Source organism: Marilutibacter maris (assembly GCF_003233695.1).
GTDB classification, from domain to species: Bacteria; Pseudomonadota; Gammaproteobacteria; order Xanthomonadales; family Xanthomonadaceae; genus Marilutibacter; species Marilutibacter maris.
Genome location: NZ_CP029843.1, coordinates 137,728 through 151,399, shown reverse-complemented (window position 1 = coordinate 151,399; position 13,672 = coordinate 137,728). Strand labels below are relative to the sequence as shown.

The 13,672-nt window shown below is 71.1% G+C and carries 13 protein-coding genes; 4 read left to right on the top strand and 9 right to left on the bottom strand.

The genetic code is table 11. The features are described 5' to 3' along the window. Positions 1 to 46 precede the first annotated feature (46 nt). Both C9I47_RS00700 and C9I47_RS00695 read left to right on the top strand, forming a co-directional pair. Positions 47 to 604, top strand: coding sequence for a pseudouridine synthase (locus tag C9I47_RS00700; protein ID WP_111265024.1), 558 nt, complete (start codon positions 47 to 49; stop codon positions 602 to 604). A gap of 158 nt (positions 605 to 762) precedes the next feature. Next, the gene (locus C9I47_RS00695; protein WP_111265023.1) at positions 763 to 1,914 is read left to right on the top strand and encodes a hybrid sensor histidine kinase/response regulator; all 1,152 of its coding nucleotides are present in this window, start codon (positions 763 to 765) and stop codon (positions 1,912 to 1,914) included. A gap of 15 nt (positions 1,915 to 1,929) precedes the next feature. On the opposite strand, the gene C9I47_RS00690 is transcribed toward C9I47_RS00695, so the two are convergent. Further along, a complete protein-coding gene (locus C9I47_RS00690; RefSeq protein ID WP_111265022.1) occupies positions 1,930 to 2,331 on the bottom strand; it encodes a hypothetical protein in 402 nt (133 codons plus the stop codon). Positions 2,332 to 2,456: 125 nt separating this feature from the next. On the opposite strand from C9I47_RS00690, the gene C9I47_RS00685 reads away from it, so the two are divergent. Then, positions 2,457 to 3,134, top strand: a complete 678-nt coding sequence (locus C9I47_RS00685) for a Fe2+-dependent dioxygenase (RefSeq protein ID WP_111265021.1) — start codon at positions 2,457 to 2,459, stop codon at positions 3,132 to 3,134. Positions 3,135 to 3,195: 61 nt separating this feature from the next. Here the strand turns inward: C9I47_RS00685 and C9I47_RS00680 are convergent, their stop codons facing one another. The 4 genes from C9I47_RS00680 to C9I47_RS00665 all read right to left on the bottom strand — a co-directional run bounded on the left by C9I47_RS00680 (position 3,196) and on the right by C9I47_RS00665 (position 7,884). Continuing rightward, the gene (locus tag C9I47_RS00680) at positions 3,196 to 4,227 is read right to left on the bottom strand and encodes a sulfotransferase family protein (RefSeq protein WP_111265020.1); all 1,032 of its coding nucleotides are present in this window, start codon (positions 4,225 to 4,227) and stop codon (positions 3,196 to 3,198) included. 49 nt (positions 4,228 to 4,276) lie between these two features. After that, entirely contained in the window at positions 4,277 to 6,811 is a 2,535-nt protein-coding gene (gene hrpB / locus C9I47_RS00675) for an ATP-dependent helicase HrpB (RefSeq protein WP_111265019.1), read from the bottom strand. Positions 6,812 to 6,870: 59 nt separating this feature from the next. Beyond that, positions 6,871 to 7,311 carry a hypothetical protein gene (locus C9I47_RS00670; RefSeq protein ID WP_145985386.1) on the bottom strand — a complete coding sequence of 147 codons (441 nt, stop codon included), beginning with the start codon at positions 7,309 to 7,311 and terminating at the stop codon, positions 6,871 to 6,873. Positions 7,312 to 7,401: 90 nt separating this feature from the next. Further along, positions 7,402 to 7,884, bottom strand: a complete 483-nt coding sequence (locus C9I47_RS00665; protein ID WP_145985385.1) for a hypothetical protein — start codon at positions 7,882 to 7,884, stop codon at positions 7,402 to 7,404. A 154-nt stretch (positions 7,885 to 8,038) separates the two neighbouring features. Between C9I47_RS00665 and C9I47_RS00660 the strand changes: the two genes are divergently transcribed. After that, positions 8,039 to 8,842: a TatD family hydrolase gene (locus tag C9I47_RS00660; RefSeq protein WP_111265016.1), complete on the top strand. Its 804-nt coding sequence runs from the start codon at positions 8,039 to 8,041 to the stop codon at positions 8,840 to 8,842. Between the two features lie 33 nt (positions 8,843 to 8,875). Here C9I47_RS00660 and C9I47_RS00655 read toward each other — a convergent pair whose 3' ends face one another. The 4 genes from C9I47_RS00655 to C9I47_RS00640 all read right to left on the bottom strand — a co-directional run bounded on the left by C9I47_RS00655 (position 8,876) and on the right by C9I47_RS00640 (position 13,651). Next, complete coding sequence (locus tag C9I47_RS00655) at positions 8,876 to 9,358, bottom strand: hypothetical protein (RefSeq protein ID WP_111265015.1); 483 nt, start codon at positions 9,356 to 9,358, stop codon at positions 8,876 to 8,878. 72 nt (positions 9,359 to 9,430) lie between these two features. Next, the gene (locus C9I47_RS00650; protein ID WP_170288369.1) at positions 9,431 to 12,613 is read right to left on the bottom strand and encodes a spermine/spermidine synthase domain-containing protein; all 3,183 of its coding nucleotides are present in this window, start codon (positions 12,611 to 12,613) and stop codon (positions 9,431 to 9,433) included. 40 nt (positions 12,614 to 12,653) lie between these two features. Next, positions 12,654 to 12,878, bottom strand: coding sequence for a hypothetical protein (locus C9I47_RS00645; protein WP_145985384.1), 225 nt, complete (start codon positions 12,876 to 12,878; stop codon positions 12,654 to 12,656). 65 nt (positions 12,879 to 12,943) lie between these two features. Further along, entirely contained in the window at positions 12,944 to 13,651 is a 708-nt protein-coding gene (locus C9I47_RS00640; protein WP_111265012.1) for a hypothetical protein, read from the bottom strand. Between the last annotated feature and the right edge of the window lie 21 nt (positions 13,652 to 13,672).

Here is a 13,672-nt window from a genome sequence, read left to right as displayed (position 1 = left end):
GGCGCGGCCCCGCGCCGGTCGCGGCCCGCGCACCGATCGAACCGCCGTGCTGGTCGCGTTCAACAAGCCGTTCAACGTGCTGTGCCAGTTCACCGACCGCAGTGGATCGCAGGGTGGATCACCGGCACGGCGCACCTTGGCCGGCTTCGGGCTGCCGGCGGACATCTATCCCGCCGGCCGCCTCGACTACGACAGCGAAGGCCTGTTGCTGCTGACCGACGACGGCCGTCTCGCCCACCGCCTGACCGATCCGCGCCACAAGCAGCCCAAGACCTACTGGGTGCAGGTGGAAGGCGATCCGGACGATGCCCAGTTGCGCGCGCTGCGCGACGGCGTCGTGCTCAAGGACGGGCCGACCCGACCGGCGCGGATACGCCGGATCGAAACCCCGCCACTGTGGCCGCGCGATCCGCCGGTGCGCTTCCGCAAGACCGTGCCCGACACGTGGCTGGAACTGACGATCGGCGAGGGCCGCAATCGCCAGGTCCGGCGGATGACCGCGGCGGTCGGCCTGCCGACGCTGCGGCTGGTGCGGGTGGCGATCGGTGCGGTCCGCCTGGACGGTCTGGCGCCGGGCCAGTGGCGCCTGCAGCCACGCGGATAGACCATCGAAAAACCGACGCGATACCGGCGGTATCGTCCTGTGCAGGTTTACAGGATGTACGGCGAGGCAAGCCCCTCGGTTTCTGCTAACGTGCAAAGCTGTTGAGGAATGGATCGACGCGTGTCTGGGGAAACCGCGCGACCCTGGGGCCACACCGCATGACCACACCTGCCAACAGCCAGGGCCAGATCCTGGTGGTGGACGACCAGGCCGCCAACCTGCGCGTCGTCGGCACCCTGCTGACCCGTCAGGGCTACGCCGTGACCACCGCCTCCAGCGGCGACGAGGCGCTCGCCCGTTGCCGGGAGTCGGACTTCGATCTGATCCTGCTCGACGTGATGATGCCGAGCATGGACGGCTTCGAGGCGCTGACCGCCCTGCGCGGGGCGATGGACAACGCCCGTGTGCCGGTGATCTTCGTCACCGCCGCGCACGACCGCGACCTGCTGCTGCGCGCCTTCGATGCCGGCGTGGTCGACTACGTGACCAAGCCGTTCCTGCCGGAGGAACTGCTGGCGCGGGTCAACGCGCACATCGGCCTGAAGCTGACCGTCGACCGCCTGGAACGGGTCGCGCGCGAGCGCGAGGAACTGGTCAGCCTGGTCGCGCACGACCTCAAGAATCCGCTGACCAGCGCGTTGTTCGCCAGCGAGCTGCTGCTGGAGGACCAGTGCAAGCCCGAGCGGGTGCCGCGGTATCTGAAGATCATCCACGAGAGCGCGACCGACGCGCTGGGCTACATCCACCACTACCTGGAAAGCCGCCACGAGACCCGGCGCGGCAACGGCAATGCCCGCGCCAGCGTTTCCGCGACCCTGCACTGGTTGCTGCAGCGCTACGAGGTGCAGCTGGAAGCCACCGGCATCGAGGCCGAGCTGCACCTGCCGCCGCGCGACGCGCTGGTCGCCATCGACGAACGGGTGCTGCGCCAGGTCACCGAGAACCTGGTCACCAACGCGATCAAGTACGCCCCCGGCGCGCCGCTGACGATCAGCGCGCGGATGGGCGCGCCCGGCTATTGGCAGATCGTGGTTTCCGACCGCGGCCCGGGCATTGCGCCGGCTCAGCAACGCGACCTGTTCAAGCCGTTCACCCGCCTGACCGAGGAAGAGGACGGCATCTCCAGCGGTCTGGGCCTGTCGCTGGCGCGGCAGATCATCTCCGAGGCCGGCGGCCAGCTGTGGTACGAACCGCGCCGGCGCGGCGGCGCCCGCTTCATCGTCGAGCTGCCCGAAGCCGGCAACGGCGGCGCCGACAACGCCGCCACCCGCCCCGACCCCGGCCACACCCCGGCGGTCGACCACGAATAGCCGGCGATACCCCGCTCAGTCGGCGCTGGGCGTCAACGCCGACGCGGTCTCCGGAGCGTGCCCGGCGCGACCGGCGTCGACCCGCTGCGCACGGCCTTCGAGGGCATGCTCGTAAAGGGCATGCTCGTCGAAGTCGGGCCCTTCGAGCGCCCGTGCCCGATCCGCGCGCAGCTGTTTTCTGCGCCGATGCGCCGCGTACCAGAGCAGGCCTGCACCGGCCACCGTGGCGATCGCGACCGCCGGATGGCGACGGGCGAAACCGCCGACCACGCGCGCGCCGGTGCGCAGCGCGCCGATCTTGAGTCCGGCCTCGAGCCACTTGGCCGCATCGCTGCGGCGCAGGGTATCGCCGACCTCGCCGGCCCAGTGCTGGGCGTTCTGGGCGGCATGACGGGCCTGTTCGACGGTCTTGTTCATCCTCAAATCCGTTGCGGGGGCAAGGCCGACAGTGTGCACGCAACAGTGTCGAACGGTTGTGAGCGGTTGCCCGCCCGCGGCCGAATGCCGATCATGGCGGCGTTCCCCGTCGCTCCGAGCCACCGATGATCCATGTCCTGCCCCAGGTCCTGAATGCCGCCGAGATGCAGGCGGTGCGCGAGCTGATCCCGCAGATCGGTTTCAACGACGGCCGCATCACCAACCCGGGCTCGGAAGTGAAGCGCAACCTGCAGGCGCCGCAGGAGGATCCGGCCAACGCCCGCATCGCGCAGATCGTCCGCGACGCCCTGGTCCGCAACACCGACCTGCGCAGCTACGCGCAGCCACGGACGATGGCGCGGACCACGGTGGTCCGCTACGAGCCGGGCATGACCTACGGCTGGCACGTCGACGAAGCGCTGTTTCCGTCGCAGCCGCCGATCCGCAGCGACCTGTCCTGCACGATCTTCCTCAACGACCCGGCCGACTACGACGGCGGCGCGCTGACGATCCAGCTCGGCGAGCAGGAGCTGGCGTACAAGCTCGATGCCGGCAGCGCGATCCTCTACCCGTCCACCACCATCCACCAGGTCGCGCCGATCACCCGCGGCGTGCGCATCGCCGCGATCACCTGGCTGCACAGCTGGATCGCCGACTCCCACCGCCGCGAGCTGATGGTGCAGCTCGACGAGGCGCGCGCGCTGGTCGCCCGCGGCGGCGCCGGCGAAGAACAGCGCAAGCGCCTGCAGGTGCTGCTGGAATCGCTGCGCTCCAACCTGTTCCGGATGTGGTCGGATACCTGAGCGGTTCCCGACGCGCTCCGGCCTGATCGCCACGCCCACCCGACCGCCCCCATGCGCCGGATCACGGCGCCGCGAATCGGGGTCCGAGCCGGTCCGGCCAACGCCGCGCCTGTGCCGCCACCCAGGCTTCGCCGGCGGCGATCGCCTCGCCGTGGCGCTGGATCGCCAGTTGCAGGTCGTGGTTGCGGTCGCGGCGGCCGTATTCGTGGCTCTGCGCCTTCGAGTAACGCCCCCAGGCCGGCGACTCCAGTGCCGCCGGCACACCCGCCTCGGCCAGCCCCAGGTGTCGCGCGATCGCCGCCAATGCCGTTTCCGGCGTTTCCAGCAACGCCTCGAAGTCCACTCGCAGCACCCGTGCCGCATGCGGCCCCGCCGCCAGCGCGTCGAAGCGCAGCCGCTCGGCCAGCCAGCCCATCGCGCACTGCTCCGGCAGCGACATCGCGTGCAGCGCCAGGCCATCGCCCAGACCGATGTCGCGCAGGAAGCGCAGCCGCTCGGTGGCGGCGCTGGCGGCATCGTTCACCGAGTCGGGCGACTTGAACAGGGTCGCCAGCCACGGCCGCAGCGGCAGGTCGAGCAGGATCGCGCGCATGCCCGGGACGGCATCGAGCAGCGGTTCGGCCAGGCCGTTGCAGCTGCTGGTCGCCTTGACCAGGCTGCGCGTATGCGGCGGCAACGGTCGCGACCAGGCCGTCCAGGCCGCGCGCAGCAATTGCCCGGCGCCATCGGCCGACAGCCGCGCATCGGCCTGGCCACGCACCGGCCAGGCCTCGGCCAGCACCCGCAGCGGCAGCGGTTCGCGCAGCGATTGCAGTGACGGCCAGCTTTCCAGCAGCCGCGCCAGCAGGGTCGAACCGCAATGGCCGATATGGAAGATCGCATCGGCCGGCGCCGCGACCGCTGCCGGCGACGCCTGCAGCCAGGCCGACAGCGGCAGCCAGCCACCCTCGGGCTGGGCCGGCAGCGCGCGCTCGTCGAGAAAGGCGGCGGCGCGGCGACGGTCCGCGTCCAGGCGCACCCACAGCACGCGCTGGCCGACCAGATCGAGGCGGAACGGCAGGAACTCGGGATCGTGCGACGGAGACGGGCTCATCGCGCCAGTGTAACGAGCCTGTCCCGACCCGCCCGTCCCGACCCGCCGCTCAGCGCGGGCGCGGCTTGGCCCGATGGGTCGCCTGCGCGGTCCAGGGATCGTCCGGCCACGGATGCTTGGGATAGCGGCCCTTCATTTCCTTCTTCACGTCCGGGTAGGTGCGATCCCAGAACCCGCGCAGATCGCGGGTGATCTGCAACGGCTTGCCGCCCGGCGACAGCAGATGCAGGGTCAACGGAACGCGTCCGTCGGCGATGCGTGGGCTGTCGGCCAGTCCGAACAGCTCCTGCAGCTTGACCGCCAACACCGGCTCGACCGGCGCGTCCGCCGCCGCGTCCCAGGCGTAGACGACCGGCCGCTCCAGTCCCGACGGCACCGCCACCCGGGTCGGCGCCAGTGCATCGATCCGTTGCCGCGCGTTCCAGTCCAGCGACGCTTTCAAGGCCTCGGCGAAGGCCTGGGCGTCGAGCGCATCGAGCCGGCTCTTGCCGTCCAGCGCCGGTCGCAGCCAGTCCTCCAGCGTCGCCAGCAGCGCCTCGTCGGACAGGTCCGGCAGATGCTCGGCCAGCTCCGGCATCCACGCCCGCAGGCAACGCACCCGCGCCCGCCACTGGCGCAGGCCGTCGCTCCACGGCAAGGCGTCCAGCCCGAGCTGGCGAACCGCGTCGACCAACGCATCGGCGTAACGCGACGGGTCCGGCCGCGCCGCCGGGCGGCTGTCGAGCACGATGCGGTCGTAGCGCGATTCGCGCACCGCGGCGATGCCGCGCCGCTCGGCATCCCAGTACACCCGCTCCTCGCTGACGAAGCGCTGCGGGAACTCGCGCCGCAACCGCGCCTCGTCCAGCGGTACCGCGCGCAGGACCCGCGCCTCGCGCGCCTCGTCGCGCAGTTCGCTCACCACCAGCCAGGGCTCGCCATACAGGGCGCTGTCGTCGAACAGGCCGGCGCTGCGCCCGTTGGCGAGCACGTAGCGTTTCGGATCGGTCGCGTGCTGGCGGGCGATCCGGTCCGGGAAGGCGTGCAGCAGCAGGTCGCCGAGCGCGTGCGCGGGCAGGTCGGAGGGCGGCGGCGCTTCGACCCGCAGCCGGCGCCGCCACTGCCGCGCGGCCTGGTCGATCGCCGCCAGCGCCGAGCGCGAGGCCTCGGCCGGCAGCCGCCGCTCGCGGAACGCCGCCAGCGCCTGCCAGCGCTCGGCCAGCGCGTCGCTGCGGGAGCGGAGCGGGTCGCGCGCCTCGATCAATGCGGCAAGGTCGCAGGCCAGCGCGATCTCCCCACGATCGTCGGATGCGAGCAGCATCGCCGCCAACCGCGGGTGCGTGCCCAGGGCCAGCATGCGCCGCCCCAGCGGGGTGATCGCGTCGCGATCGAGCGCGCCCAGCCGCTCCAGCAGCGCGCGCGCGGCGGCCAGCGCACCCGGCGGCGGCGGATCGACGAAGGCCAGCGCGTCGTTGCCCCAGGCGGCCAGCTCCAGCGCCAGCCCGGCCAGCTCGACCTGGGCGATCTCCGGCCGCCGCTGCGCCTCCAGCCGCTGCGACTGCGGCCACAACCGGTAGGCCCAGCCCTCGGCAACGCGACCGGCGCGGCCGGCGCGCTGGTCGGCCGAGGCCTGCGCGATCGCGACCACGTCCAGGCGCGCGAACCCGCTGTTGGGGTCGTAGCGCGGCTCGCGCGCCAGTCCGGCGTCGACGACCACGCGCACGCCCGGCAGGGTCACGCTGGACTCGGCGACATTGGTCGCCAGCACCACCCGGCGACGGGCGTCGCCGGCCGGCTGCAGCACCCTCGATTGCTGTTCGACCGGCAACTCGCCGTGCAGCGCCAGCACCTCGACCGCATCGGCCGGCGCGCCGCCGGCCCGCGCCGTCGCCAATGCCGCCTCGACCCGTGCGATCTCGCGCCGCCCCGGCAGGAACGCCAGGACATCGCCCGGGTGCTCGCGCAGCGCGTGCTCGATCGCGCGGCGCATCTGTTGTTCGAGCTTCTCGTCGCGGCGCGCCGGGACGTGTTCGATCGCGACCGGGTGGCTGCGCCCCTGGCTCGACAGCCGCGGCGCGTCCAAGTGTCGGGCCAGTCGCTCGCCGTCGAGGGTCGCCGACATCACCACGATGCGCAGGTCCTCGCGCAACTGCGCCTGCACGTCCAGCGCCAGCGCCAGACCGAGATCGGCGGCGAGATGGCGCTCGTGGAACTCGTCGAACAACAGCGCGCCGACCCCGTCCAGCTCGGGATCGTCCTGGATCATCCGGGTCAGGATGCCCTCGGTGACGACCTCGATCCGGGTCGCCGCGGAGACCTTGTTGTCGAAGCGGATCCGGTAGCCCACCGTCTGCCCGACCGCCTCGCCACGCTCGCCGGCCATGAACATCGCCGCCGCGCGCGCGGCGACCCGCCGCGGCTCCAGCATCACGATGCGGCGGCCCTGCAGCCACGGCGCGTCGAGCAGGGCCGGCGGCACCCGGGTGGTCTTGCCGGCGCCCGGCGGCGCCTCCAGCACCAGTCGCGGGTGCGCGGCGAGACTGTCGCGGATCCGCGGCAGCAACGGGTCGATCGGGAAGGCGGGCGGACTGCGATTCGGTTTCACCCGCGCAAGGATACGGGCTGCGCCGGCGCGCGGGCGACGGCGCGGCCTCGCCGTCCACCTCAGTCGTCGTAGTCGCCGCAGCCGTACAGGGGATGACCGTCGATGAACACCAGGACCGCATGCGGGTAGCGGGTCCCCTCATTGTCCTGGCACGGCGTGCCCGTCGCGCTGGGCGCGATCATCACCTTCATCGCCGGACTGATCCCGTCATCGCTGGCGAGCCCGTAGCGGCCCTTCAGCGGAGGCTCGTCGATGCTCGGCTCGACCGATCGCAGCAGGCCGTCGCTGGCGCTCGCCCGGCGCGGAAAGTGCAGCGTGTAGACGACCTGCCCCGGCGCGACCCGCACCAGGCGGATGCTCCAGTCGGTATTGCCGCCCTGGAACGGCCGGATGGAAAAGTCGTACCGGGGCGCCTTCGCCGCGACCGGATCGACGCGGCCGCCGGCAAGCAAGCTGCAGGCCGACAGCAGGGCCATGGCGAGGTATCTGTACACGCGCATCGGGGGCTCCCAGACTCGAGGCGATCTTGCCTCGTCGGTTTCCAACGCGGCCGCCGCCTGGTTGTGAACACCCCGGCGGGCGCGAGGCGATCAGTCGGGCAGATAGCGACCGCAGCCGTACAGCACCCGGCTGTCGTCGGCGCCCAGGGGGTCGGAAGCGCCCACGCTCACCAGGATCGCCTGGGGATAGCGCACGCCACGCACGGTCCGGCATGGCGTATCGTGCCTGGCCGGACCGACCAGCACCTTCATCGGGCGTGTCGCGTGCTGGTAGCGCAGGCTGCCGGTCAACCCGTATTGCCCGTGCATGCGGCCGATCAGGCCCTCCGGATCGACCGAACGCAGCGACCCGGTCGCGGTATCGCCCTCGCCGGGCGGTTCGAACACGAAGATCGCCTCGCCCGGGCCGTAGCGCCTCAGCACGATCCGCCAGTCGTCGTTGCCCCCCTCGAACGCACGCTCGGGGAAATCATGGCCAGCGGCCACGTGGCGGACATCCTCCTCCAGCGGCCCCGCAAGCACCCCGAGCGCGGCCATCCAGCCCAGCACCAGCAGCAAACGCACAAGTCGCATCGGACCCCCCTGCTGACGGCGCCACGCCGCCTTCGGCAACAGGAACGCCGCTTTCGAGCCGCTGTGAACCCGGCTCGACCCGCGGCCGCCACTGCCGGGCCGGCCGGTGCCCGGTACACTGCGCGCTCCCCGCATCACCGGCACAGCACCTGCCATGCAATTGATCGACATCGGCGCCAACCTGACCCACGACTCCTTCGATCACGACCGCGACGCGGTGATGCAGCGCGCGCGCGAGGCCGGCGTGGTGCAGATGGTGATCACCGGCGCCAGCCGCGAACACTCGCCCAAGGCACTGGCGCTGGCCCAGGCGCATCCGGGCGAGCTGTTCGCCACCGCCGGCGTGCATCCGCACCATGCCAGCGAGTACACCGTCGAATGCGATGCCGAGATGCGCGCCCTGCTGGCGCACGAGGAAGTGGTCGCGGTCGGCGAGTGCGGACTGGACTACTTTCGCGATTTCTCGCCGCGACCGGCGCAGCGGCGCGCGTTCGAGATGCAGCTTCAGACCGCCGCCGACACCGGCAAGCCGCTGTTCCTGCACCAGCGCGACGCGCACGCGGATTTCGTCGCGATCATGCGCGACTTCGAGGGCCGGATCGGGCGCGCGGTCGTGCATTGCTTCACCGGCACCCGCGAGGAGCTGTTCGCCTGTCTCGACCGCGACTGGTACATCGGCATCACCGGCTGGCTGTGCGACGAGCGCCGCGGCCAGCATCTGCGCGAATTGGTGAAGTCGATCCCGGCCGAACGGCTGATGATCGAGACCGACGCGCCCTACCTGCTGCCGCGCACGGTCAGGCCGGCGCCGTCGCATCGGCGCAACGAGCCGATGTACCTGGCCCACATCGTCGAGGAACTGGCCCGCGACCGCGGCGAGGACGTGGCCGTCACCGCAGCCAACGCGACCGCCACCGCACGGGCCTTCTTCGGCCTGCCCGCCGCCACCGGGGCGTAGCGGGCAGACCGTGGCAGCGATCCGAGGACCGGATTACTGCTGCATCGCCGCGGCGGCGGCGGACATTTCCGCCATCTCGCGACAGGCCTGCTCACGCTCGGCGCCGGACACGCCCTCGAGCTTGGCCTTCGCCTCGTTGTAGCCGTTGTCGTAAGCGGCTTCGAAGTCGGCTTCGCTGCCACCGGTCTGCGTGAACGCCAGCATCTGGCCCTGCTTGGCCTGTTCGAGCTGGGCCGCGCTCATGTGACCGCACAGCTCGGCCGCGGCATGCATGGAACCGCCGACCTGGGCCGCCATCGCCATGCCGGAGCCCTGCATCTGCGCGGCCATGCCGTCGACCTCGCCGGCCTGGGCGGCTTCGGAAGGCGCGACGCCGGCCTCGGGCATCGTGGCCTCGGCCGCCTGGGCCGCGGGCTCGGCGCCTGCCGGCTCGGGAGCGGTTTCCGGCTTGCAGGCCGTGGCGAGCACGGCGATGGCGAGGGCGAGCAGGGCGGGGTGGGGCCGCATATGGGTCATGTCGATCTTCCTGTTGGATCTGGCTGTTGGAGCCAGGGTGGGTGAAAAGCCGGTATCGGATCGGTATCGCGATCACGGCGAGTGCAATGGGAAGACGGCCCCGACCGGGCCATCATCGGCGGTGTCGCCCGCGTCTTCGGTGGCGGCCAAGGACCGTCCCGGTGCCGCGGCGCAGTCCGGCGTCAGGCCGGCATCGACCCAGGCGCGGACGAACCGCCGCACCGGGGCCAATTCGGCACGCTCGCGCAGGGTCGGCGCCCAGCGTCTGTCCAGCTCGGCAACGGCTTCCGCGCGACCGGCGCCGATCTCGCCCAGCATCGCGATCAGCAGCATCTGGTCGCGCACGTCGTCCGCCAAAGCGGCGTCCGGCAGCGCGAGCACCTCGAGTGCGGCGGCACGCATCGCCGCCGGATCGCGACGGGCGGCGGCACCGTAGGCGGCCATGACCGCGGCCACCTCCGGCATCGAGGCCGCCGCTTCCGGCAACCACTGCGGGCGGTTCCAGACCGCCTCCAGATCCTCGGCAGGCAGATGTCCGATCGTGCCCTTGGCCAGCGACGCTACGCCCTCGCTCCAGCTCATCAGCAGGGCCGGGTCGTCGGCCAGGTACTGCGAGGTCTGCAGCAGCGCGGGCAGGGCGCGGGCGAGGTAGGGTTCATGGCCGGCCAGCCACGGGTCCAGGCGGCCATCGGCCATCGTGCGCACCGACGCCGCGGCGGTGCCGTGCCACTCGCTGGTCCACACGTTCGGCACCGGCTGCAGGCCCTGCGCCAACGCGGCCGGTTTGCGGCACTCCAGCAGGTCGAGCACCGGCATGCCATTGGTCGCCAGGTGCAGCAGCAGGTCGGCTTTGCCGTCCATGTAGCGCGCGACCGGCCCCAGGTGGGATACCGTCGGGTAGTAGTCCGAATGCGGGGTCACGCCGGTCATCCGCACATAGGCGTGGATCAGGTCGGCACCACCGATGCGGCGCAGGCGCAACTGCCCGGGGCTGTCGAGACCGACCCGCACCAGCTCGGCGCGGATGTCTCCGTCGAGGTCGTTCCAATGCGTCTGCAGCGGCTTGCCGTCGGCGCGCGCGACCATCACCAGGTCGGTGGTGTTGCTGACGTAGATGTCGATGTCGGGAAACTCCTCGACCAGCGCCGCCAGCATCGTCGCCATCAGCGCATCGCTGGTCTCGTAGGAGTGCAGCCATTGCACCAGCACGCCTTCCTCTTTCAGATGCTGCTTGGCGAAGGCGTAGAACTCGCGGGTGAACAGGCTGGCGACGCCGCTGACCCAGGGGTTGGACGGTTCGGAGACGATCACATCGTACTTCTTGCCGTTGCGGGCGAAGAAGGTGCGCGCATCGTCGATCCACAGCCGCGAGCGCGGATCGTCGTAGGCGCGCGCGACCTGCGGACCGAATGCGCGCGCGGCCTCGACCATCTTCGGCTCGATCTCGATGGTGTCGACTTCGCGCGGCACCCGGCTGCCCAGCACGGTGTGCGTGGTCATGCCCGAGCCCCAGCCGATGATGCCGATCTGGCGCGGCTCGCGGTGATAGACCAGCGGCAGCAGGCCGAGCAGCACCATCGTGTGCTCGTCGTCCCCGGCGCCGACCGCGAGCGAACGTATCGCCGCGTCGGGCTTGCCATTGGTGGAGATGATCCGATTGCTCTCGCTCGACAGCACGGTGATGGTCGAGGTCTTGCCGTCCTCGATGAACTCGACCTCCGGCGAATCGATGAAGATCGCGCCGGTGCGGAACACGCCGGAAGCCTGGGCGACCGGGTCGGGACGTCCGTACACGGTGCCGGCGAACAGTGCGACGGCGGCCACTGCGATCGCCACCGCCATCCCGCGCCGATTGCTCCGCGTGGCGGCCTGCCCGGCTCCCGTTCCGGCTTCGTGCGCGCGCTGCGCCAGCACGAACAGGCCGACGCCGATCGCGATATCGATCAACGCCGCCGCCACCACCGCGCCGCGCACGCCCAACAGCGGAATCGCCACGTGCACCATGCCGGCGACACCGATGATCGCGCCCAGGGTATTGGCGGCGTAGATCCGCCCGATCACGCTCTCGCCGCCGCCGTTGCGCAGCAGCACCAGGGTGAACAGCGGCAGGGTCATGCCGGCGAAGAACGCGGCCGGAAACATCACCAGCATCGCGATCGACGCGGAGGCCAGCTCGAACAGCCCATAGCCGCTCCAGCTGCGCTGCAGCGCGTCCATGATCCACTCCATCCACTCGAAGCTGCTGGCGAACACCGGCAGCGACAACAGTGCGGCGACCCCCATCAGTACCTGGGCGTGGCCCAGGTAGGTCAACGGCCGAGCGATCCGGTCGGCCCGCTTGCGGATCCACATGCTGCCGCAGGCCAGGCCGAGGATGAAGGCCGCCAGCATCAGCTCGAAACTGTGCACGGTGGTGCCGAGGACCAGGTTCAGCATCCGCACCCAGCCGATCTCGTAGACGAACGAGGCGGCGCCGGAGGCCATGGCGCCGAAGGTCAGCGCGCGCAACAACAGCGGGTCGACGATGCGGCCGCTCCGAGCTTCCGGCGCGGCGGCCTCTTCCATCGCCGCCGGACGATCGACCTGCTTGCCCAGCCCCCAGGCCAGCACCGCGACCAGGATGTTCAGCACGCCGGCGGCGGCCACCGTGCCCGGCAGGCCCATCATCGGCAGCATCAGGAAGGTCGAGGCCAGCGCACCCAGCGCGGCGCCCAGGCTGTTGGCGAAATACAGTCCCCCCAGCACCTCGCCCTTGCGCTCGGGCCGGGCGCGAATCAGGCCGGCGCTCAGCAGCGGGAAGGTCGCGCCCAGCATCACGCTCTGCGGCAGGATCAGCGCGGCCGCGCTTGTCCACTGGAACAGATGGGCGGTGCCGGAACCGGGCATCCACGGCAACAGCTGGTCGCGGACGAAGCCGATATAGGCATCGAACACCGGATGGAACAGGATCCCGGCCACGCCGATCGCCGCCTCGACCACCGCATAGCACGCGATCAGACGCGTCCAGCGCACGCCGCGACGGCTGGCGATCCAGGCGCCCACCGCCATGCCGCCCATGTAGATCGCCAGCACCAGGGTCTGGGCATGCGCGGCATGGCCCAGCACCAGCCCCAGATACTGCGACCACACCGACTGGTAGATCAGCCCGGAGAAACCCGACAGTACGAACAACAGCAGGGCGATGGGCAGCACCCGCGCCTGACCTTTGCCTTTCTTGGCGCGCGCCGCGTCCACGCGCGCCCCTTCAACCGGCATCGATACCCCCGGCTCCTGGTGCGATTCGATCGAACCGGCCCTACGGCTCGCCTTCGTCGGCTGGCGCATACGCGATGCTCACACCGGCCACATCCTGCTCGGACGTGGTCGTGACCTGCAGACGCGCGCCGGCCACACCGGCGGCGGTCAACGCGTTGTACACGTGCTGGGCGCGGGCCTGGCCCAGCGCGCCGCGCTCGCCCGCCGACAGCCCCGGCCCGGCGCTGCCGCGCAGGGTCAGCGCGGCATCCGGATTCCGGTCCATGTAGCGGACCACCTCGGCGACCTGCGCATCGGCATCGTCGGCGACTTCCGCACCGGCCTTGTAGGTCAGGCCGAGCCGGACCTCCCCCCCTTTTCCAACCGCTCGGCCAGCGCCTGTGCCGACAGCGCCGCCTGTTCCTGCGCCTCGACCGGGATCTCGGCGATCACCCAGCCGCCACCGATGTCGCCGTAGGTGCAGGCATGGACCCAGACGTGACGGCGCGCATCGCGGACCACGTAGGTCCGCACCGGTTCGGTCGGCCAGCACAGGCCCTTGTTGTACTCGGCAGTGAACTCGCGGGTCAGCACCGCGGCGCGCGCGCCACTGGGCACGACGCCGTCGGCGATCAGGACACCGCCCTTGCCGAGGATCTGCTTCTCCAGCGCCAGCGTCAGCTCCGGGCTGGAAAACACCTTGCCGTCCACGGCCTGGATGTTGCCCTGGTAGATGCGGCCGTTGGCGCCGATGTAGTCGTTCCCGTTCCAGAACGCGAACTGCCCAAGCGCCTGGGTGGACTCGTTCTTGGGCTTGGTGTGGTAACCCTCGGGCAGGTGGAAGAACGGGAACTCGCCGAGCCGGACATCGGTCATCGGCAGCTTGTCGGGGTCGAACTCCGGCGCCTCCTCCTCGGTGGCCGCTTCCTCGGCCTCGTCCGCCTCGGCGTCGGCATCCTCCTCGACGACATCCCCTTCACCAACGCCTTCGGAGCAGCCCGGCACGGCCAGCGTTACCGTTGCAAGCAGCGCGCTCAGCAGCACCGTCCGGGAAAACATGAATCCGCAATGCACTTGTTC

What these genes read in the sequence shown, in the direction of transcription:
- C9I47_RS00655 (WP_111265015.1), bottom strand. Translation starts at nt 9,358, where the DNA reads ATGACCCATATGCGGCCCCACCCCGCCCTGCTCGCCCTCGCCATCGCC.
- C9I47_RS00660 (WP_111265016.1), top strand. Translation starts at nt 8,039, where the DNA reads ATGCAATTGATCGACATCGGCGCCAACCTGACCCACGACTCCTTCGAT.
- C9I47_RS00680 (WP_111265020.1), bottom strand. Translation starts at nt 4,227, where the DNA reads ATGAGCCCGTCTCCGTCGCACGATCCCGAGTTCCTGCCGTTCCGCCTC.
- C9I47_RS00640 (WP_111265012.1), bottom strand. Translation starts at nt 13,651, where the DNA reads ATGTTTTCCCGGACGGTGCTGCTGAGCGCGCTGCTTGCAACGGTAACG.
- C9I47_RS00690 (WP_111265022.1), bottom strand. Translation starts at nt 2,331, where the DNA reads ATGAACAAGACCGTCGAACAGGCCCGTCATGCCGCCCAGAACGCCCAG.
- C9I47_RS00670 (WP_145985386.1), bottom strand. Translation starts at nt 7,311, where the DNA reads ATGCGCGTGTACAGATACCTCGCCATGGCCCTGCTGTCGGCCTGCAGC.
- C9I47_RS00650 (WP_170288369.1), bottom strand. Translation starts at nt 12,613, where the DNA reads ATGCCGGTTGAAGGGGCGCGCGTGGACGCGGCGCGCGCCAAGAAAGGC.
- C9I47_RS00665 (WP_145985385.1), bottom strand. Translation starts at nt 7,884, where the DNA reads ATGCGACTTGTGCGTTTGCTGCTGGTGCTGGGCTGGATGGCCGCGCTC.
- C9I47_RS00695 (WP_111265023.1), top strand. Translation starts at nt 763, where the DNA reads ATGACCACACCTGCCAACAGCCAGGGCCAGATCCTGGTGGTGGACGAC.
- C9I47_RS00645 (WP_145985384.1), bottom strand. Translation starts at nt 12,878, where the DNA reads ATGGACCGGAATCCGGATGCCGCGCTGACCCTGCGCGGCAGCGCCGGG.
- C9I47_RS00685 (WP_111265021.1), top strand. Translation starts at nt 2,457, where the DNA reads ATGATCCATGTCCTGCCCCAGGTCCTGAATGCCGCCGAGATGCAGGCG.